Genomic DNA, 12,875 nt, shown 5'->3' on the forward strand with positions numbered 1-12,875 from the left:
GTGTGACCCGCTTCAAGCGTCCCTATATCAATTGGGTTTCTGCCGAAATTTCGATCACTTCAACGCTTCAGTTGCGCTGGAACCATCATCTTTTTAGATGGTGGTCGGGGCGCGTCGAAAGAATGAACCTGAGCGGCGCGGTGGTCACCTAATCCGTATGAATCGGTCGTTTCCCATTCACTGTTGCGAGGGGCAACCATGGACTCTGTACTGCGAGCTGTGGCGATTTACCTGGTGCTATTGGTGCTGTTCAAAGTTGCGGGCAGGCGCACACTGGCTGAACTCACCACCTTTGACCTGGTGCTGTTGATGGTCATCGGCGAAGCCACCCAACAGGCGTTGCTGGGCGAAGATTTCTCGATGACCAATGCCGTGCTGGTCATCGCCACCTTGATTGCCATCGACATTGGTTTCTCGCTGGCCAAGCAGCGTTCAGCCTGGTTCGCGCGTGTGCTCGATGGAGGGCCGACCGTGCTGGTCGAGCAAGGCCAGGTGCTGCATAAACGCCTCAAGCATGCGCGCCTGGACGAGGGCGACATCCTTGAGGCGGCCCGGTCTACCCAAGGGCTTGTCGAGCTCAAGCAGATCCGCTTCGCGATTCTTGAGCGCAACGGCAAGATTTCGGTGATCCCGTTTGAATAACACGCGGCCCCATTCGTCAGCCAAGGGGCTTTTTTTTGAACGCCAGCGCTTCTGTTCCAGACAGATAGATCATGGGCGGACGAATCGTGCTTTCGTCACGCAGATCACTCACTCGTCAATAGGTGAACCATCATGAAGAAGCTCTATATCTGCCTCGGGCTGTGCAGCGCGTTCCTGCTGCACGGCTGTTTTGACAACGCCGATAACGCCACTAAAGACAACAACAGTGGCACCCAGTCATCGGTGCAAATGCAGGAAGGCAAGGCGGACGAGAGCAAATAGCGGTGGTTCAGTTAAAGATGCAGTAACTGACAGGCCGCCTTCGCGAGCAAGCCCGCTCCCACAGGGGACTTGTGCCAGGCGTTGATTCTGTGGGCAACACATAACCAATGTGGGAGCTGGCTTGCCTGCGAATGCATCGACTCGGTCTACCTGATGAGCCGAGGTGTTTGCATCGCAGGCAAGCCAGCTCCCACAGTTGATCGCGACCTATCAGCGCATATGCAAAATGATCGGGCTACTGCTCGCGGGGTCCGTATGCCCGCGTAACTTGCCCACGGCCTTCGCATCGACCGCGCCACCGTGGTTGCCCCAGGTACCGCGCACGTAGCTCAGCACGTCGGCGATTTCCTGGTCGGACAATTGCTCACGAAATGCTGGCATGCGGTACGCGTCGGGCAGGCCGGCAGTGACCACGCGTTGCGAACCATTGAGGGTGATGTTGATCGCCGACGCATTTTCCTTGGCCAGTGCCGAGGTGGCGCCGGCCAGGGGCGGCATCCAGTCGGGTTGGCCTTTGCCGTCGAGGCCGTGGCAGGAGGCGCAGCGGGTGGCGTACGTGTGGGCGCCAGGCGCTTCCGAGCGCGCCGTCACCGCTTGATACTGCCAGGGGCTACCGTCACGCTGCGGGTCGCCGGGCAGCGACTTGAGATAGCGAGCGATCGCGGCCAGGTCATCGTCCTGCATGAACTGCGTGGAGTTGTTGAAGGCTTCGGTCATGGAGCCATAGACCACGGCATGCTGGTTGCGACCGGTCTTGAGGAACTGCACGATCTGTTCCTCACTCCAGCGCCCCAGGCCGGTGTTGTGGTCCTGGCGCAGGCTGGGGGCGTACCAACCGTCGAGCAGGGCACCGGCGAGGAACGGCGCGCCGGACTCGTCCAGGGCTTTCTCGTTGAACGCCAAACCGCGTGGCGTGTGGCAACTGCCGCAGTGGCCGGGGCCTTGCACGATATACGCGCCACGGTTCCACAGCGCGTCCTGGCCGGGCTTGGCGGCGTAGGTAGCGGTGGGCGCAAACACGCCGTTCCACAGGGCGATGGGCCAACGCAGGTTGAGCGGCCAGGGAATGCCGCTGGGCAGGTTGGGTTCATTGGCCGGTTGCACGCCTTTCATGAAAAATGCGTACAGCGCCTGGATGTCGTCATCGCTGAGTTTTACGTAAGACGGGTAGGGCATGGCCGGGTAGAGCCGTCGCCCACCCGGCGCCACGCCGTGGCGTACCGCGCGGTCGAAGTCGGCCAAGCTGTAGGTGCCAATGCCATGTTCGCGGTCGGGGGTGATGTTGGTGGCGTGGATCGCTCCCAGTGGCGTGGCCATTTCCAGTCCGCCGGCGAAGGGCGTCTTGCCCGGCAGGCTGTGGCAGGCCACGCAGTCACTTACGCGGGCGACGTATTCGCCGCGGCTGACCAGTGCAGGGTCGAAGCTCGTGGCCTGTTGCTGTTCAAAAGGCGAGGCAGGCTCGCGGGTGACGTACCAGGCCAGCAGGCCGGCGGCGACCACGCAGGGCAGCACCAGCCACCCTGCGGTTCTTGCGAATCGGCGGTTATTCATGGGCATTCCCTGTCGGTTAGCTGAAGGTGTAGCGGCTCAAAGGCAGACTGCGGATGCGCTGGCCAGTCAACTGCGCCACCGCATTCGCCACGGCGGGGGCCACAGCCGGCAACGGCGGTTCGCCGATACCGCCCATTTTTTCTCCGCTCTCGACGATCTTCACGTGTACCTGCGCCATGCGCGAAGGCGGCAGCACCGGATAAAGGTCGTAGTTGCGCGCCCGTGGCTTGCCATCCACGTACACCGCTTCCTCCAACAAGGTTTGCGACAGGCCCAAGGCCACGGCACCGTTAACCTGCGCCTCCACAATCGCCGGGTTGACGATGCTGCCAGGGTCAATCGCTTGCCAGATGTGATGAACCTTGACCTGGCCGTTCTCGATCGACACCTCGGCCACCACCGCTGCATGGGAGCCAAATGGCGAGGCCATGGCCACGCCGCGTGCGCGACGGGTGCCGTCTTCGGCGGTGTAAGGCCCACGCTTCCAACCGCCCGACAGCTCGGCGGCCGCTTGCAGCAGGGTGGTCAGGCGCGGGTTGTCGCGCAGCAGGTGCAGGCGCAGTTCATAGGGGTCATGGCCGCCTTTGTCGGCCAGTTCGTCCAGGAAGGCTTCGTAGAAAAAGTCATTGAGCGAGTTACCCACCGAGCGCCAATAACCAAGCATGGCCGGGCCTTTGACGTAAATCTGCGCGATGCGTTTGTTGGGTATCGCGTAGCTCTTGCCCGACAACCCTTCCAGGGCAGTAGGGTCGATGGCATCCCCCTGTTTGCCGGCAATGGCTTCGGTGGGGCCTTCGGTGGCGCTCACCGCTTCGATGGCGACGGGCAGGCCTTTGTCATCCAGCGCGGCGCGGAACTTGACCACGGCGACCGGGCGCAATACATCGCGCACGAATTCTTCTTCACGGCTCCAGATCAGCTTGATCGGCCGGCCCACCGCCTTGGCCAACGCAATGGCTTGCGGGTAAGGGTTTGCGGAGTCATACAGGAAATGCCGGCCGAAAAAACCGCCCAGCAGCGGCGAGTGCAGGGTGACTTGCTCAATGCTCAGACCGGTGCGCTTGGCAATGTCGGCACGGAACATATCCGGCGCCTGGTTAGGCAGCCACACCTCCAGCGTGCCGTCGGGGTTAAAGCGTGCCAGGGCTGAAGGCGGTTCCAGCTGGGCATGGTTGAGGTACTGGTTGTGGTAGGTGGCTTCGACGCGGGTCTTGGCGCTGGCCAGTGCGCCGGCCACATCGCCTTCGTTTTCGTCATCGCGGGCCGGGCCTTGCTGGGCGGCGAGGAAGTCGCGGTACTTGTCGCTGGAGAAATCCGCTGGCATCGCCCGCACGGTGGAGTCGGCGGCGGCTTCAAGCCATTCGACCTGAATGGCTTCGACGGCCCGCTTGGCATGCCACCAACGCTCGGCTACCACGGCCACGGCGCCGGGCAGGGTGTGAACCGAATGCACGCCTTTCATGGCTTGCACCTGCGCCTGGTTGCGCAGGCTGCCCACGGTCATGCCCAGGCGTGGCGCATGCTGGACGGCAGCGTGGAGCATGCCGTCGATTTTCAGGTCGATGGTGTACTGCGCCTTGCCGGTGGATTTGTCATAGGCATCCAGGCGCTTGACCGGCTTGCCGATCCAGCGGAACTGGCTCGGGTCGCGCAGGGTAATGCTGGCCGGGTCGGGCACCGGCATATCCAGGGCGCGCCCGGCCAGTTCGCCGTAGCCCAGGGAGCGACCGGAAGCGGCGTGCACCACGCGACCGGGCTGGGTGGTCAGTTCGCTGAGCGGTACGCGCAGTTGCTCGGCACCGGCTTGCATCAGCATGGCACGGGCGAGGGCGCCGAGGCGGCGCATGGTCGGGTAGCTCATGCGCACCGACATACTGCCGCCGGTGATGCGCATGCCATTTTCCATCACCACGTAGGCTTCGCCGGGTGGGGCCGCTTCGACGATGAACGTGGCCGGGTCGGCATCCAGCTCTTCACCGACGATCTGCGCCATGGCGGTGTGGGTGCCTTGGCCGCCTTCCATGAAGGGGCTGAGCAAGCGCACACTGCCGTCGGGACGAATCTCCAGGAAGGCGGGCACTTGTGTGCCGCGTTCAGCCGCAGCGCCGGTCGCGGCTTGCACGCGGGAGGTGCCCAGCGGCAAGCCGAAGCCGATCACCAGCGCGCCCACGGCGGTGCTGGCCAGGAAGCGGCGACGGGACAGGTTGATCGGTTCGCCTAGGGTCACGCCGGGAATGATCTCGTTGGTGTTCATCAGGCGGTCTCCTTCCCGGCGGCCAAGGCATCCATGGCGGCATGGATGGCGTTGTAGGTGCCGCAACGGCAGAGGTTGACCATCGCCGCGTCGATCTGCGCCTTGGTCGGCGCGGGGGTGTGCTTGAGCAGCGCGGTGGCGGCCATCACCTGCCCGGACTGGCAGTAACCGCATTGCGCCACTTGGTGTTCGACCCAGGCCGCCACCACACGCTTGCCCACGTCATCGGCCTCCACGGCCTCGATGGTGGTGATCTCGCGACCGACCACGCCGGCCACAGGCGTCACGCAGGCGCGCACCACATTGCCGTCCACCAGCACCGAACAGGCGCCGCACTGGGCCAGGCCGCAGCCGTACTTGGTGCCGGTCATGCCCAGGTTGTCGCGGATCACCCACAACAACGGGGTGTCGGCTTCGGCATCGACCTGATAGGCCTTTTGGTTGATACGTAATTCCATGCGGGCTCACCTGCTGATCATCGGTTGGTGGTGCTGAGTTCTTATAGGAGCGGTGCGACTAAAAGTCGCCCATCGTCGAACTCTAGACCAACGCGCAAGGGCTATCTATCCGATTGCCCTCAAGTTCAGAGGATCAGGCAAGAATTCAACAGGATTGGGTCACTGTCATCTGTAGGAGCGAGCTTGCTCGCGAAGATCGCCAACGATAACGCGCGCTATCAGGTTTAACGCGGGGTTCTCGGGTTTTTCGCGAGCATGCTCGCTCCTACAAGAGCCTTCATCAGCAGCCATCAAATTGAAACCCGCTTGACAGCTTTTCCTTCAAATACCCTACCAATACCGTCACCGATTTGGGCACATGGGGCGAGTAGGGCCGAATGAGGTAAATTTCATCGGCAAACGCGCCTTTGAGTGTCCAGTCCTTCAATACCTGCACCACTTTGCCAGCGGTGAGCGCCGCCTGGGCGCTGAAGTCCGGGAGTAGGGCGATGCCCAGGTGGTTAAGTGCGGCGTCGCGCAAGGCTTCGCTGTTGTTGGTAGCAAAGCTGCCGGCGATGGGCACGGTGAGGCGCTCGAGGGGTTGGCTGCCGCGCTCGAAGGTCCAGGCGGGTTGGTCGGTGCCGCGTGGGTAAAACAGGCAGTTGTGCGCCGACAGGTCGCCCGGCTCGCGGGGGGCGCCGTGGCGTCGCAGGTAATCATGGGTGGCGACCAGCACCGAGGTGGTATCGCACAGCTTCCACGCCACGTGGGTTTCTGGCACCTGGAAGCCGTGGCGCACCGCCAGGTCGTAACCCTCGGCGGCCAGTGAGCTCAAGGCATCGGAGACATCCAGTTGGATACGCACCTGGGGGTACTGCTGCAAAAAGCCGGACAGGTGCGGCACCAGTTGTTGCCGGGCGAAGGCCACGGGAGCGGTCAGGCGTACCAACCCGCGTATCTCCCCGACCGAGTCGCGCACCGAGGAAAAACTGCGGGCGATCTGCGCGTAGGCGCTGCGCACTTCGCGGGTCAATGACAGCCCTGCATCGGTCAGCCGCACGCTGCGCGTGGTGCGCGTCACCAGGCGCGTGCCGGTGGCCTTTTCCAAGTCGGAAATGCGCTGGCTCACCGCCGATTTACTCACTCCCAGGCGCGCGGCGGCAGCAGTGTAGGTGCCTTGTTCCTCCAGCACCGACAGCCAGTGAATGTGGGTCCACAGCCCTTCGATCTCAGCCTTTTCCATGGGTGTATTGTTCGCCTATAAGGACAATAAGTTCTAGATTCTGCTCTGGTTAGGAACAAAGCGAAAGCCTATCGTGTGGCCCAACGCTACCCACCTGGATCGACTGCCATGCCTGCAACCATCGAGCACTACATCAACGACCAGCGCGTCAGCCGCGATGACCGTTATCAGGACGTCTACAACCCGGCCACCGGTGAAGTCACCGCGCGCGTGGCCCTGGCCAGCCGCCAGACCGTGGCCGAAGCCGTCGCCGCTGCCCAGGCCGCGTTTGCCGGCTGGGCCGACACCCCGCCGATCCGTCGCGCCCGCGTGTTGTTCCAATACCTGCACCTGCTGCGCGAACGCAAGGACGACCTGGCGCGCATCATCGTCGCCGAGCACGGCAAGGTGTTCACCGATGCCCAGGGCGAAGTCGACCGTGGCATCGACATTCTCGAATTCGCCTGTGGCATTCCCAACCTGCTCAAGGGCGAACACTCTGACCAGGTCTCCCGTGGCATGGACAACTGGACGATGCGCCAGCCGCTGGGCGTGGTCGCCGGCGTGACCCCGTTCAACTTCCCGGTGATGGTGCCGATGTGGATGTACCCCATCGCCATTGCGGCGGGTAACACCTTTATCCTCAAGCCCAGCCCGACTGACCCAAGCGCTTCGCTGTTCATGGCCGAGTTGCTGCATGAAGCCGGCCTGCCTAAAGGCGTGTTCAACGTGGTGCAGGGTGATAAAGAGTCGGTGGACGCGCTGATCGAACACCCGGACGTCAAGGCCGTGAGCTTCGTGGGTTCCACGCCGATTGCCCAATACATCTACGAGAGCGGCGCCCGCAACGGCAAGCGCGTGCAAGGCCTGGGCGGGGCGAAAAACCATATGGTGGTGATGCCCGACGCCGATATCGAACGCACCGTGGACGCGCTGATGGGCGCCGCCTACGGCAGTGCCGGCGAGCGCTGCATGGCGATCTCGGTGGCGGTGCTGGTAGGCGACGTGGGTGACAAAGTCATCGCCGCTTTGACCGAGCGCGCCAAGACGTTGCGCATCACCGATGGTCGCGATTTGAAAGCCGAGATGGGCCCGATCGTGTCGCGGGCTGCGCTGGAACGCATCAGTGGCTACATCGAGCAGGGCGTACACGCCGGCGCGCAGTTGTTGCTTGATGGCCGTGACTACGTGCCCACCGAACCCGGCCTGGAAAATGGCTTCTGGCTCGGCGCGACCTTGTTCGATCACGTGACCCGGGACATGAGCATCTACCGCGAAGAAATCTTCGGCCCGGTGCTGGCTTGTGTGCGGGTTAACGATTTTGCCGAGGCAGTGAAGCTGGTCAACGACCACGAGTTCGGCAACGGCGTCAGTTGCTTCACCCGCGACGGCCACATTGCTCGCGAGTTTGCGCGGCGTATCGAGGTGGGCATGGTCGGCATCAACGTACCGATCCCGGTGCCCATGGCCTGGCACGGATTTGGTGGCTGGAAGAAGAGCCTGTTCGGTGACATGCATGCCTACGGTACCGAGGGCGTGCGCTTCTACACCAAGCAGAAGTCGATCATGCAACGCTGGTCGGAGAGTATTGAGCAGGGGGCGGAGTTTGCGATGCCGGTGTCCAAGTAAGGTTCGAGCTGTGCTGCAGGATCTGATGTGGGAAGGCTCAAGCCTTCCCACATTTTTTTTGCCTGTTGACGGGTAAACACATAAAAGTCCAGTATGGAATTATAAGTACAAAAAAGTCGTTGCACGTTTTTCTTCACTCTTGCCAAACCAACAACAACTTGCGAGAACCCCTCCATGAAGAAACGCCACCTCCTTCCCGCCCTGGCCCTGAGCCTGTTTGCCTCCAGCCACTTGCTGGCCGCTGAGAAAACCCTGCGTATCGGCATTGAAGCCGCTTATCCACCGTTCGCCTCCAAGACCGGCGACGGCGAGATCGTCGGTTTCGACTACGACATCGGCAACGCCCTGTGTGCGCAAATGAAGGTCAAGTGTGTATGGATTGAAGGGGAGTTCGACGGGCTGATTCCGTCCCTCAAGGTCAAGAAGATCGACATGGCGTTGTCGTCCATGACCATCAACGAAGACCGCAAGAAGTCGGTGGATTTCACCCACAAGTACTACTTCACCTCGTCGCGTCTGGTGATGAAGGACGGCGCCGTGGTGGATGACCAGTACGCCAGCCTCAAGGGCAAGAACGTCGGGGTACAGCGCGCCACCACCACCGACCGCTATGCCACCGAGGTGTTCGAACCCAAGGGCATCAACGTCAAGCGCTACAGCAATAACGAAGAAATCTACATGGACCTGGCAGCAGGGCGCCTGGATGCGATCTTTGCCGACACCATCCCCCTGAGCGACTTCCTGTCGATGCCGCGCGGGCAGGGCTATGCCTTTGTCGGCCCTGAGCTCAAGGACCCGAAATACGTGGGTGAGGGTGCAGGGATTGCAGTGCGTAAGGGCAATGGTGAGTTGGTCAGCGAACTGAACACGGCCATCGACGGCATTCGCGCCAGCGGCGAATACCAGAAGATTTCACAGCAGTACTTCAAGGCCGATATCTACGGCGACTGATGCCATCGGATCGAACTCTTGTAGGAGCGAGCTTGCTCGCGAAGAACTCTCAGGCACCGCGTTTACCCAGAATGCACGCGTTATCGTTAAAGTTCTTCGCGAGCAAGCTCGCTCCTACAACTGATTAAGCCTTCAATTCTTTCAAATGCTTGTAGACCGTCGCCCGCCCCATGCCCAGCACATTGGCCACATAGTTGGAGGCGCTCTTGCCCTTGAACGCCCCTTCGGCGTGCAGCGCCAGCACCAGTTCGCGTTTGTGGTCGCGGGTCAACAGGTTCAGGCTCAACTGACGCTCGCGCAGCCAGGCATGCAGGAAGGTGTTGATGCGCTCTTGCCAATCATCGCGAAACAGCGCGTCTGGCTGTGCAATCAGCTTGCTTGGCGACAGGAACAAATCCAGTGCCGCCTTGGCCGTTTCGAACATTGAAATATTCAGGTTGATGCACAGCACGGCCAAGCGGCGCCCTTTGTGGTCGTGCAGCACGGTGCTCAGGCTGCGGATTTTCTGGCCATCCCAGTTGAGCTTTTCGTAAGGGCCGATATTCACCTCGCTGACGTCACCGTCGAGCATGTCCTCCAGGGACGAGTCGTCACCCAGGCTGCGCTTGGACAGGTTATTGGCGATGTAATCCACGGTTTGCGTGCGCAGGTCATGCAGCACCACTTCTGCATGGGGAAAGAACAGCGTGGCGATTGCATCGGCAATCGCGCGAAAGTTCTGCATGACCTTGTCTTGTTCAGCGGTGTTCATCAATGGGGCTCCAGGCGGACCGGGGAGAGCATACCAGCGTCCAGGCCGAACCGGGTCAGAGCCTCCGGCAGCGGTTCGCCGCGCACCAGGGCGGCGCTTGCCTGGCCCATGGCGGGAGAGGTCTGGATGCCGTAGCCACCTTGCGCGGCCACCCAGAACAGCCCCGGCACCTGAGGGTCAAAGCCCGACAGCAAATCACCGTCCTGCACAAAACTGCGCAAGCCCGCCCAGGTGCGCGTGGGGCGGCGGATGGTCAGGGTGGTGGCTTCCTCGATCTGGTAGATGCCCATGGCAATATCCAGCTCTTCGGGTTGCACATCCTGGGGTTCTACCGGGTCGGCGTTGGCTGGCGAGCCGAGGAACATGCCGGCATCGGGTTTCATGTAGAACGCTTCGTCGAGCGCTACCAGCATCGGCCAGTCGTGGCTGTCCACGCCCTCGGGGCCGGCGAAGATAAAGGCCGAGCGGCGCTTGGGCTGCAAGCCGATGGACGCCGCGCCCGCCAGCCCGCCGATATGGTCGGCCCAGGCACCGGCGGCGTTGATGATGACCGGCGCGGTGAAGGTCGCATCCTGGGTGCGCACCTGCCACAAGCCGTCGGCGTCGCGGCTCAAGCCCAGCACATGGCTGTCGGTGCGTACTTCGCCCTGGTTGCGGCGGATACCGCGCAGGTAGCCTTGGTGCAGGGCGTCGGTGTCGATGTCGCAAGCGGTAGGGTCGTAGATAGCCCCGTGGACTTTTTCACGGCGCAGGATCGGCAAGCGTGCACAGGCTTCATCGACCGTCAGGCGCTGCACCTGCTCTACGGTGGCCTTGGCGCTCAGGTACTGGCTGTCGAGTTCGGCCGGGTCACCGTTGAAATCAACGGTCATTTCGCCCCGGGGCGTCAGCAGTGGGTGTTCGCAGAAGCCTGCGGGTGGCTGGTCGAAGAAGGCCCGGCTGGCCAAGGTCAACGCGCGCACTTGCGGGGTGCCGTATGCGGCGGTGTAGAGCGCCGCCGAACGCCCGGTGGAGTGATACGCCGGGTGGTTTTCACGTTCCAGTACCAATACCTTGCCGTGCTGCGACAACCAGAACCCGGTGGACGCGCCGGCAATGCCGCCGCCGATAATGATGAAGTCTGCCTGGCTCATGGATATCTCCCGAAATAAGCCTCGTAGGAGCGAGCTTGCTCGCGAAAAACGTTAACGATAACGCGCCCATCCTGTGTAAACGCAGTAGCTGTGAGGTCTTCGCGAGCAAGCTCGCTCCTACAGTTGGTAAAGGGCATTGGCCAGGGCGATGTCTTCCAGGCCCAGGCCGATGGAGCGGAAAAAGACGTGGCGATCGTAGTCCGGGCGTTGGGCCATGTCGCTGAACAACTCGGGCAGGTCGCCGACAATCGTGCGTTTGTCCCAGCCGTGCTGTTCGCTGGCGATCAGCATCTCACCGGCCGAATCCGGGGTGGTCTGGCGGTAGTCGCAGAACACGTGCATCTGGTTGAGGCTGTGCGGCGGTACTTCATGGGCACGCGGTGCGTTGGTGCTGATGGAGGTGATCAACGCGGGTTTGCTCAAGCGTGACGGGTCGATAACCGGCCCGGCGGACGAGGTGCAGAGCAGGATTACATCCGCGTCTTCAAGGGCGGCCTCGCAGGTGGCGGCGAGGGTCAGGCGCGGGTCCAGGCAGGCCAACTGCGCGTGTGTTTCGGCGCTAGCGCTTCCCAGGCTGGGGGAATACAGGCGGATCTGCTGCCAGTCGCGCAGGTTCTGCACATAACGCAGGTGCGCCTGGGCGACCTTGCCGCTGCCGATGATCGCCAAGCGCTGCGCCGCCGCCGGGGCCAGCGCATCCACCGCCAAGGCCGTGGTGGCGGCGGTGCGTGCAATGGTCAATTCAGCGGCATCGCACAACAGCAACGGCTGGCCGCTGTGCATCGACATCAACAGTGTCCACGCCGTCACCAACGGGCCTTGCTCGCGCACGATATAAGGCGAAGTCTTGACCCCGTACACCCCGTCTTCGGCCAATACGCCCAAGTAGTTGATGAAATCCCCGCCATCATGGGGAAACGCCACCAGCTGTTGTGCCGGCTGCACCGCTTGCCCGGCGGCGAGGTCGCGGAACAGTTTGCGCAGGACCAAGGGCACGTCGACTTGAGCCAGCAAGGTACGGGCCTGGGCCTGGTCGATAACGAGGGGCGTCGTGGGCATGGGATTCTCCGGATAAACTAATTTGTCCATTATGGACTTTTAGTTTTTATCCGCAATAACCCGAGGGAAAAATCAGATCAATGTGGGAGAGAGCCATGAAGATCAAATGTGGGAGCTGGCTTGCCTGCGATGGCGTTAGTGCAGCAGCAGATGCGGTGACTGACACACCGCCTTCGCGGGCAAGCCCGCTCCCACAGTTTTAAGCGCGTTTAGGCAGTGGCCTTGGTGCCGGTCAGGCACTCGATGGAGCGATCTACGGTGGTTTTTGCAATTTCCAGCAGATGCCACACCGCCAGGATCTTCGCCCGTTCAGGGCTTTGCAGCAGCTCACCGCAATCCAGCGCCGTGGCAGAAGCGCTGTCGAGCAGGCTGGCGGTGTAGAGCAGGGCGTCTTCGAAACTCAGGTCTTCGTTGACGCAATGGAAGCCTTGGGTGGGGAGGTAGTGGTCGATGGCGCGGTTGAAGGCAGCGCGGTCTTTTGCGGGATCGGGTAGAACTTTACTCATTGTTTAGCTTCCTTTTGGATTCAGGGAGCCGAACCTTTCGCGACTAAACGTAGGGTGGCGGCTGTACGCAGGTTAGTCGACCGGCCAAAAGGCAAAATCCGGCGCACCCAAGGGCGCCCTGCGCACAGCCACCATTAAAACTCATGGAGGATCATGCGCCTTTTGGAATGCCGGGCGACTAAACCCGATCACTGATTTGGCAGTGACGGACCGCAGACTAGCCACCGAATCCAGCAGGCACAAGGCGGCAAGGATTGTCTAGGAAACGTCCTGCAATTTAAAGGGACACGCCTTGCTGGCCCTTTACAAACCATGACCAAATGCCACTAACCCAAGCGTGCAATACGATCAATGTGGCTTGCCTGCGACTGCCGGTAACCACGATGCGAAGCGAGCCGCTCTTGCTCTTGATCTGCTTTTGATCTTGATCTCAGGCGCCCCGTTAAACCACGCTGGCC

General features: G+C 61.8%; 12 protein-coding genes. 4 read left to right on the forward strand and 8 right to left on the reverse strand.

Translation table 11 applies throughout. The annotated features are described in order from the left end of the window. The first annotated feature begins 198 nt into the window (after positions 1–198). Both DK871_RS22335 and DK871_RS28695 read left to right on the forward strand, forming a co-directional pair. Positions 199–642, forward strand: a complete 444-nt coding sequence (locus DK871_RS22335; protein ID WP_014718042.1) for a DUF421 domain-containing protein — start codon at positions 199–201, stop codon at positions 640–642. A 132-nt stretch (positions 643–774) separates the two neighbouring features. Continuing rightward, a complete protein-coding gene (locus tag DK871_RS28695) occupies positions 775–924 on the forward strand; it encodes a hypothetical protein (RefSeq protein WP_178116078.1) in 150 nt (49 codons plus the stop codon). Positions 925–1,134: 210 nt separating this feature from the next. Here the strand turns inward: DK871_RS28695 and DK871_RS22340 are convergent, their stop codons facing one another. The 4 genes from DK871_RS22340 to DK871_RS22355 all read right to left on the reverse strand — a co-directional run bounded on the left by DK871_RS22340 (position 1,135) and on the right by DK871_RS22355 (position 6,409). Next, positions 1,135–2,475 carry a cytochrome c gene (locus DK871_RS22340; protein WP_161906655.1) on the reverse strand — a complete coding sequence of 447 codons (1,341 nt, stop codon included), beginning with the start codon at positions 2,473–2,475 and terminating at the stop codon, positions 1,135–1,137. A gap of 16 nt (positions 2,476–2,491) precedes the next feature. Next, a complete protein-coding gene (locus tag DK871_RS22345) occupies positions 2,492–4,729 on the reverse strand; it encodes a molybdopterin cofactor-binding domain-containing protein (protein WP_161906656.1) in 2,238 nt (745 codons plus the stop codon). Then, positions 4,729–5,187, reverse strand: a complete 459-nt coding sequence (locus DK871_RS22350) for a (2Fe-2S)-binding protein (RefSeq protein ID WP_014718046.1) — start codon at positions 5,185–5,187, stop codon at positions 4,729–4,731. The genes DK871_RS22345 and DK871_RS22350 overlap by 1 nt, the downstream gene beginning before the upstream one ends. 280 nt (positions 5,188–5,467) lie before the next feature. Then, a complete protein-coding gene (locus tag DK871_RS22355) occupies positions 5,468–6,409 on the reverse strand; it encodes a LysR family transcriptional regulator (RefSeq protein ID WP_161906657.1) in 942 nt (313 codons plus the stop codon). Positions 6,410–6,517: 108 nt separating this feature from the next. Between DK871_RS22355 and DK871_RS22360 the strand changes: the two genes are divergently transcribed. Together DK871_RS22360 and DK871_RS22365 are read left to right on the forward strand one after the other, a co-directional pair. Further along, positions 6,518–8,017, forward strand: a complete 1,500-nt coding sequence (locus DK871_RS22360) for a CoA-acylating methylmalonate-semialdehyde dehydrogenase (RefSeq protein WP_161906658.1) — start codon at positions 6,518–6,520, stop codon at positions 8,015–8,017. Positions 8,018–8,191: 174 nt separating this feature from the next. Next, positions 8,192–8,968 carry an ABC transporter substrate-binding protein gene (locus DK871_RS22365; protein ID WP_161906659.1) on the forward strand — a complete coding sequence of 259 codons (777 nt, stop codon included), beginning with the start codon at positions 8,192–8,194 and terminating at the stop codon, positions 8,966–8,968. Between the two features lie 124 nt (positions 8,969–9,092). On the opposite strand, the gene DK871_RS22370 is transcribed toward DK871_RS22365, so the two are convergent. From DK871_RS22370 to DK871_RS22385, 4 genes are all read right to left on the reverse strand, one after another. Then, positions 9,093–9,719, reverse strand: coding sequence for a transcriptional regulator (locus tag DK871_RS22370; RefSeq protein ID WP_161906660.1), 627 nt, complete (start codon positions 9,717–9,719; stop codon positions 9,093–9,095). After that, on the reverse strand, positions 9,719–10,852 hold the full coding sequence (locus DK871_RS22375) for an FAD-binding oxidoreductase (protein WP_161906661.1): 1,134 nt from the start codon (positions 10,850–10,852) through the stop codon (positions 9,719–9,721). Before DK871_RS22375 ends, DK871_RS22370 begins: the two co-directional genes overlap by 1 nt. Before the next feature lie 117 nt (positions 10,853–10,969). Further along, positions 10,970–11,911 (reverse strand): ornithine cyclodeaminase family protein, encoded by a 942-nt coding sequence (locus DK871_RS22380; RefSeq protein WP_161906662.1) that lies wholly within the window; start codon positions 11,909–11,911, stop codon positions 10,970–10,972. A gap of 209 nt (positions 11,912–12,120) precedes the next feature. Then, positions 12,121–12,417, reverse strand: a complete 297-nt coding sequence (locus DK871_RS22385; RefSeq protein ID WP_161906663.1) for a DUF6124 family protein — start codon at positions 12,415–12,417, stop codon at positions 12,121–12,123. Positions 12,418–12,875 lie beyond the last annotated feature (458 nt).

This window comes from Pseudomonas sp. L13, assembly GCF_009935965.1.
Classification (GTDB): Bacteria; Pseudomonadota; Gammaproteobacteria; order Pseudomonadales; family Pseudomonadaceae; genus Aquipseudomonas; species Aquipseudomonas lactis.

What these genes read in the sequence shown, in the direction of transcription:
- DK871_RS22375 (WP_161906661.1), bottom strand. Translation starts at nt 10,852, where the DNA reads ATGAGCCAGGCAGACTTCATCATTATCGGCGGCGGCATTGCCGGCGCG.
- DK871_RS22365 (WP_161906659.1), top strand. Translation starts at nt 8,192, where the DNA reads ATGAAGAAACGCCACCTCCTTCCCGCCCTGGCCCTGAGCCTGTTTGCC.
- DK871_RS22360 (WP_161906658.1), top strand. Translation starts at nt 6,518, where the DNA reads ATGCCTGCAACCATCGAGCACTACATCAACGACCAGCGCGTCAGCCGC.
- DK871_RS22385 (WP_161906663.1), bottom strand. Translation starts at nt 12,417, where the DNA reads ATGAGTAAAGTTCTACCCGATCCCGCAAAAGACCGCGCTGCCTTCAAC.
- DK871_RS22370 (WP_161906660.1), bottom strand. Translation starts at nt 9,719, where the DNA reads ATGAACACCGCTGAACAAGACAAGGTCATGCAGAACTTTCGCGCGATT.
- DK871_RS22345 (WP_161906656.1), bottom strand. Translation starts at nt 4,729, where the DNA reads ATGAACACCAACGAGATCATTCCCGGCGTGACCCTAGGCGAACCGATC.
- DK871_RS22355 (WP_161906657.1), bottom strand. Translation starts at nt 6,409, where the DNA reads ATGGAAAAGGCTGAGATCGAAGGGCTGTGGACCCACATTCACTGGCTG.
- DK871_RS22350 (WP_014718046.1), bottom strand. Translation starts at nt 5,187, where the DNA reads ATGGAATTACGTATCAACCAAAAGGCCTATCAGGTCGATGCCGAAGCC.
- DK871_RS28695 (WP_178116078.1), top strand. Translation starts at nt 775, where the DNA reads ATGAAGAAGCTCTATATCTGCCTCGGGCTGTGCAGCGCGTTCCTGCTG.
- DK871_RS22380 (WP_161906662.1), bottom strand. Translation starts at nt 11,911, where the DNA reads ATGCCCACGACGCCCCTCGTTATCGACCAGGCCCAGGCCCGTACCTTG.
- DK871_RS22340 (WP_161906655.1), bottom strand. Translation starts at nt 2,475, where the DNA reads ATGAATAACCGCCGATTCGCAAGAACCGCAGGGTGGCTGGTGCTGCCC.
- DK871_RS22335 (WP_014718042.1), top strand. Translation starts at nt 199, where the DNA reads ATGGACTCTGTACTGCGAGCTGTGGCGATTTACCTGGTGCTATTGGTG.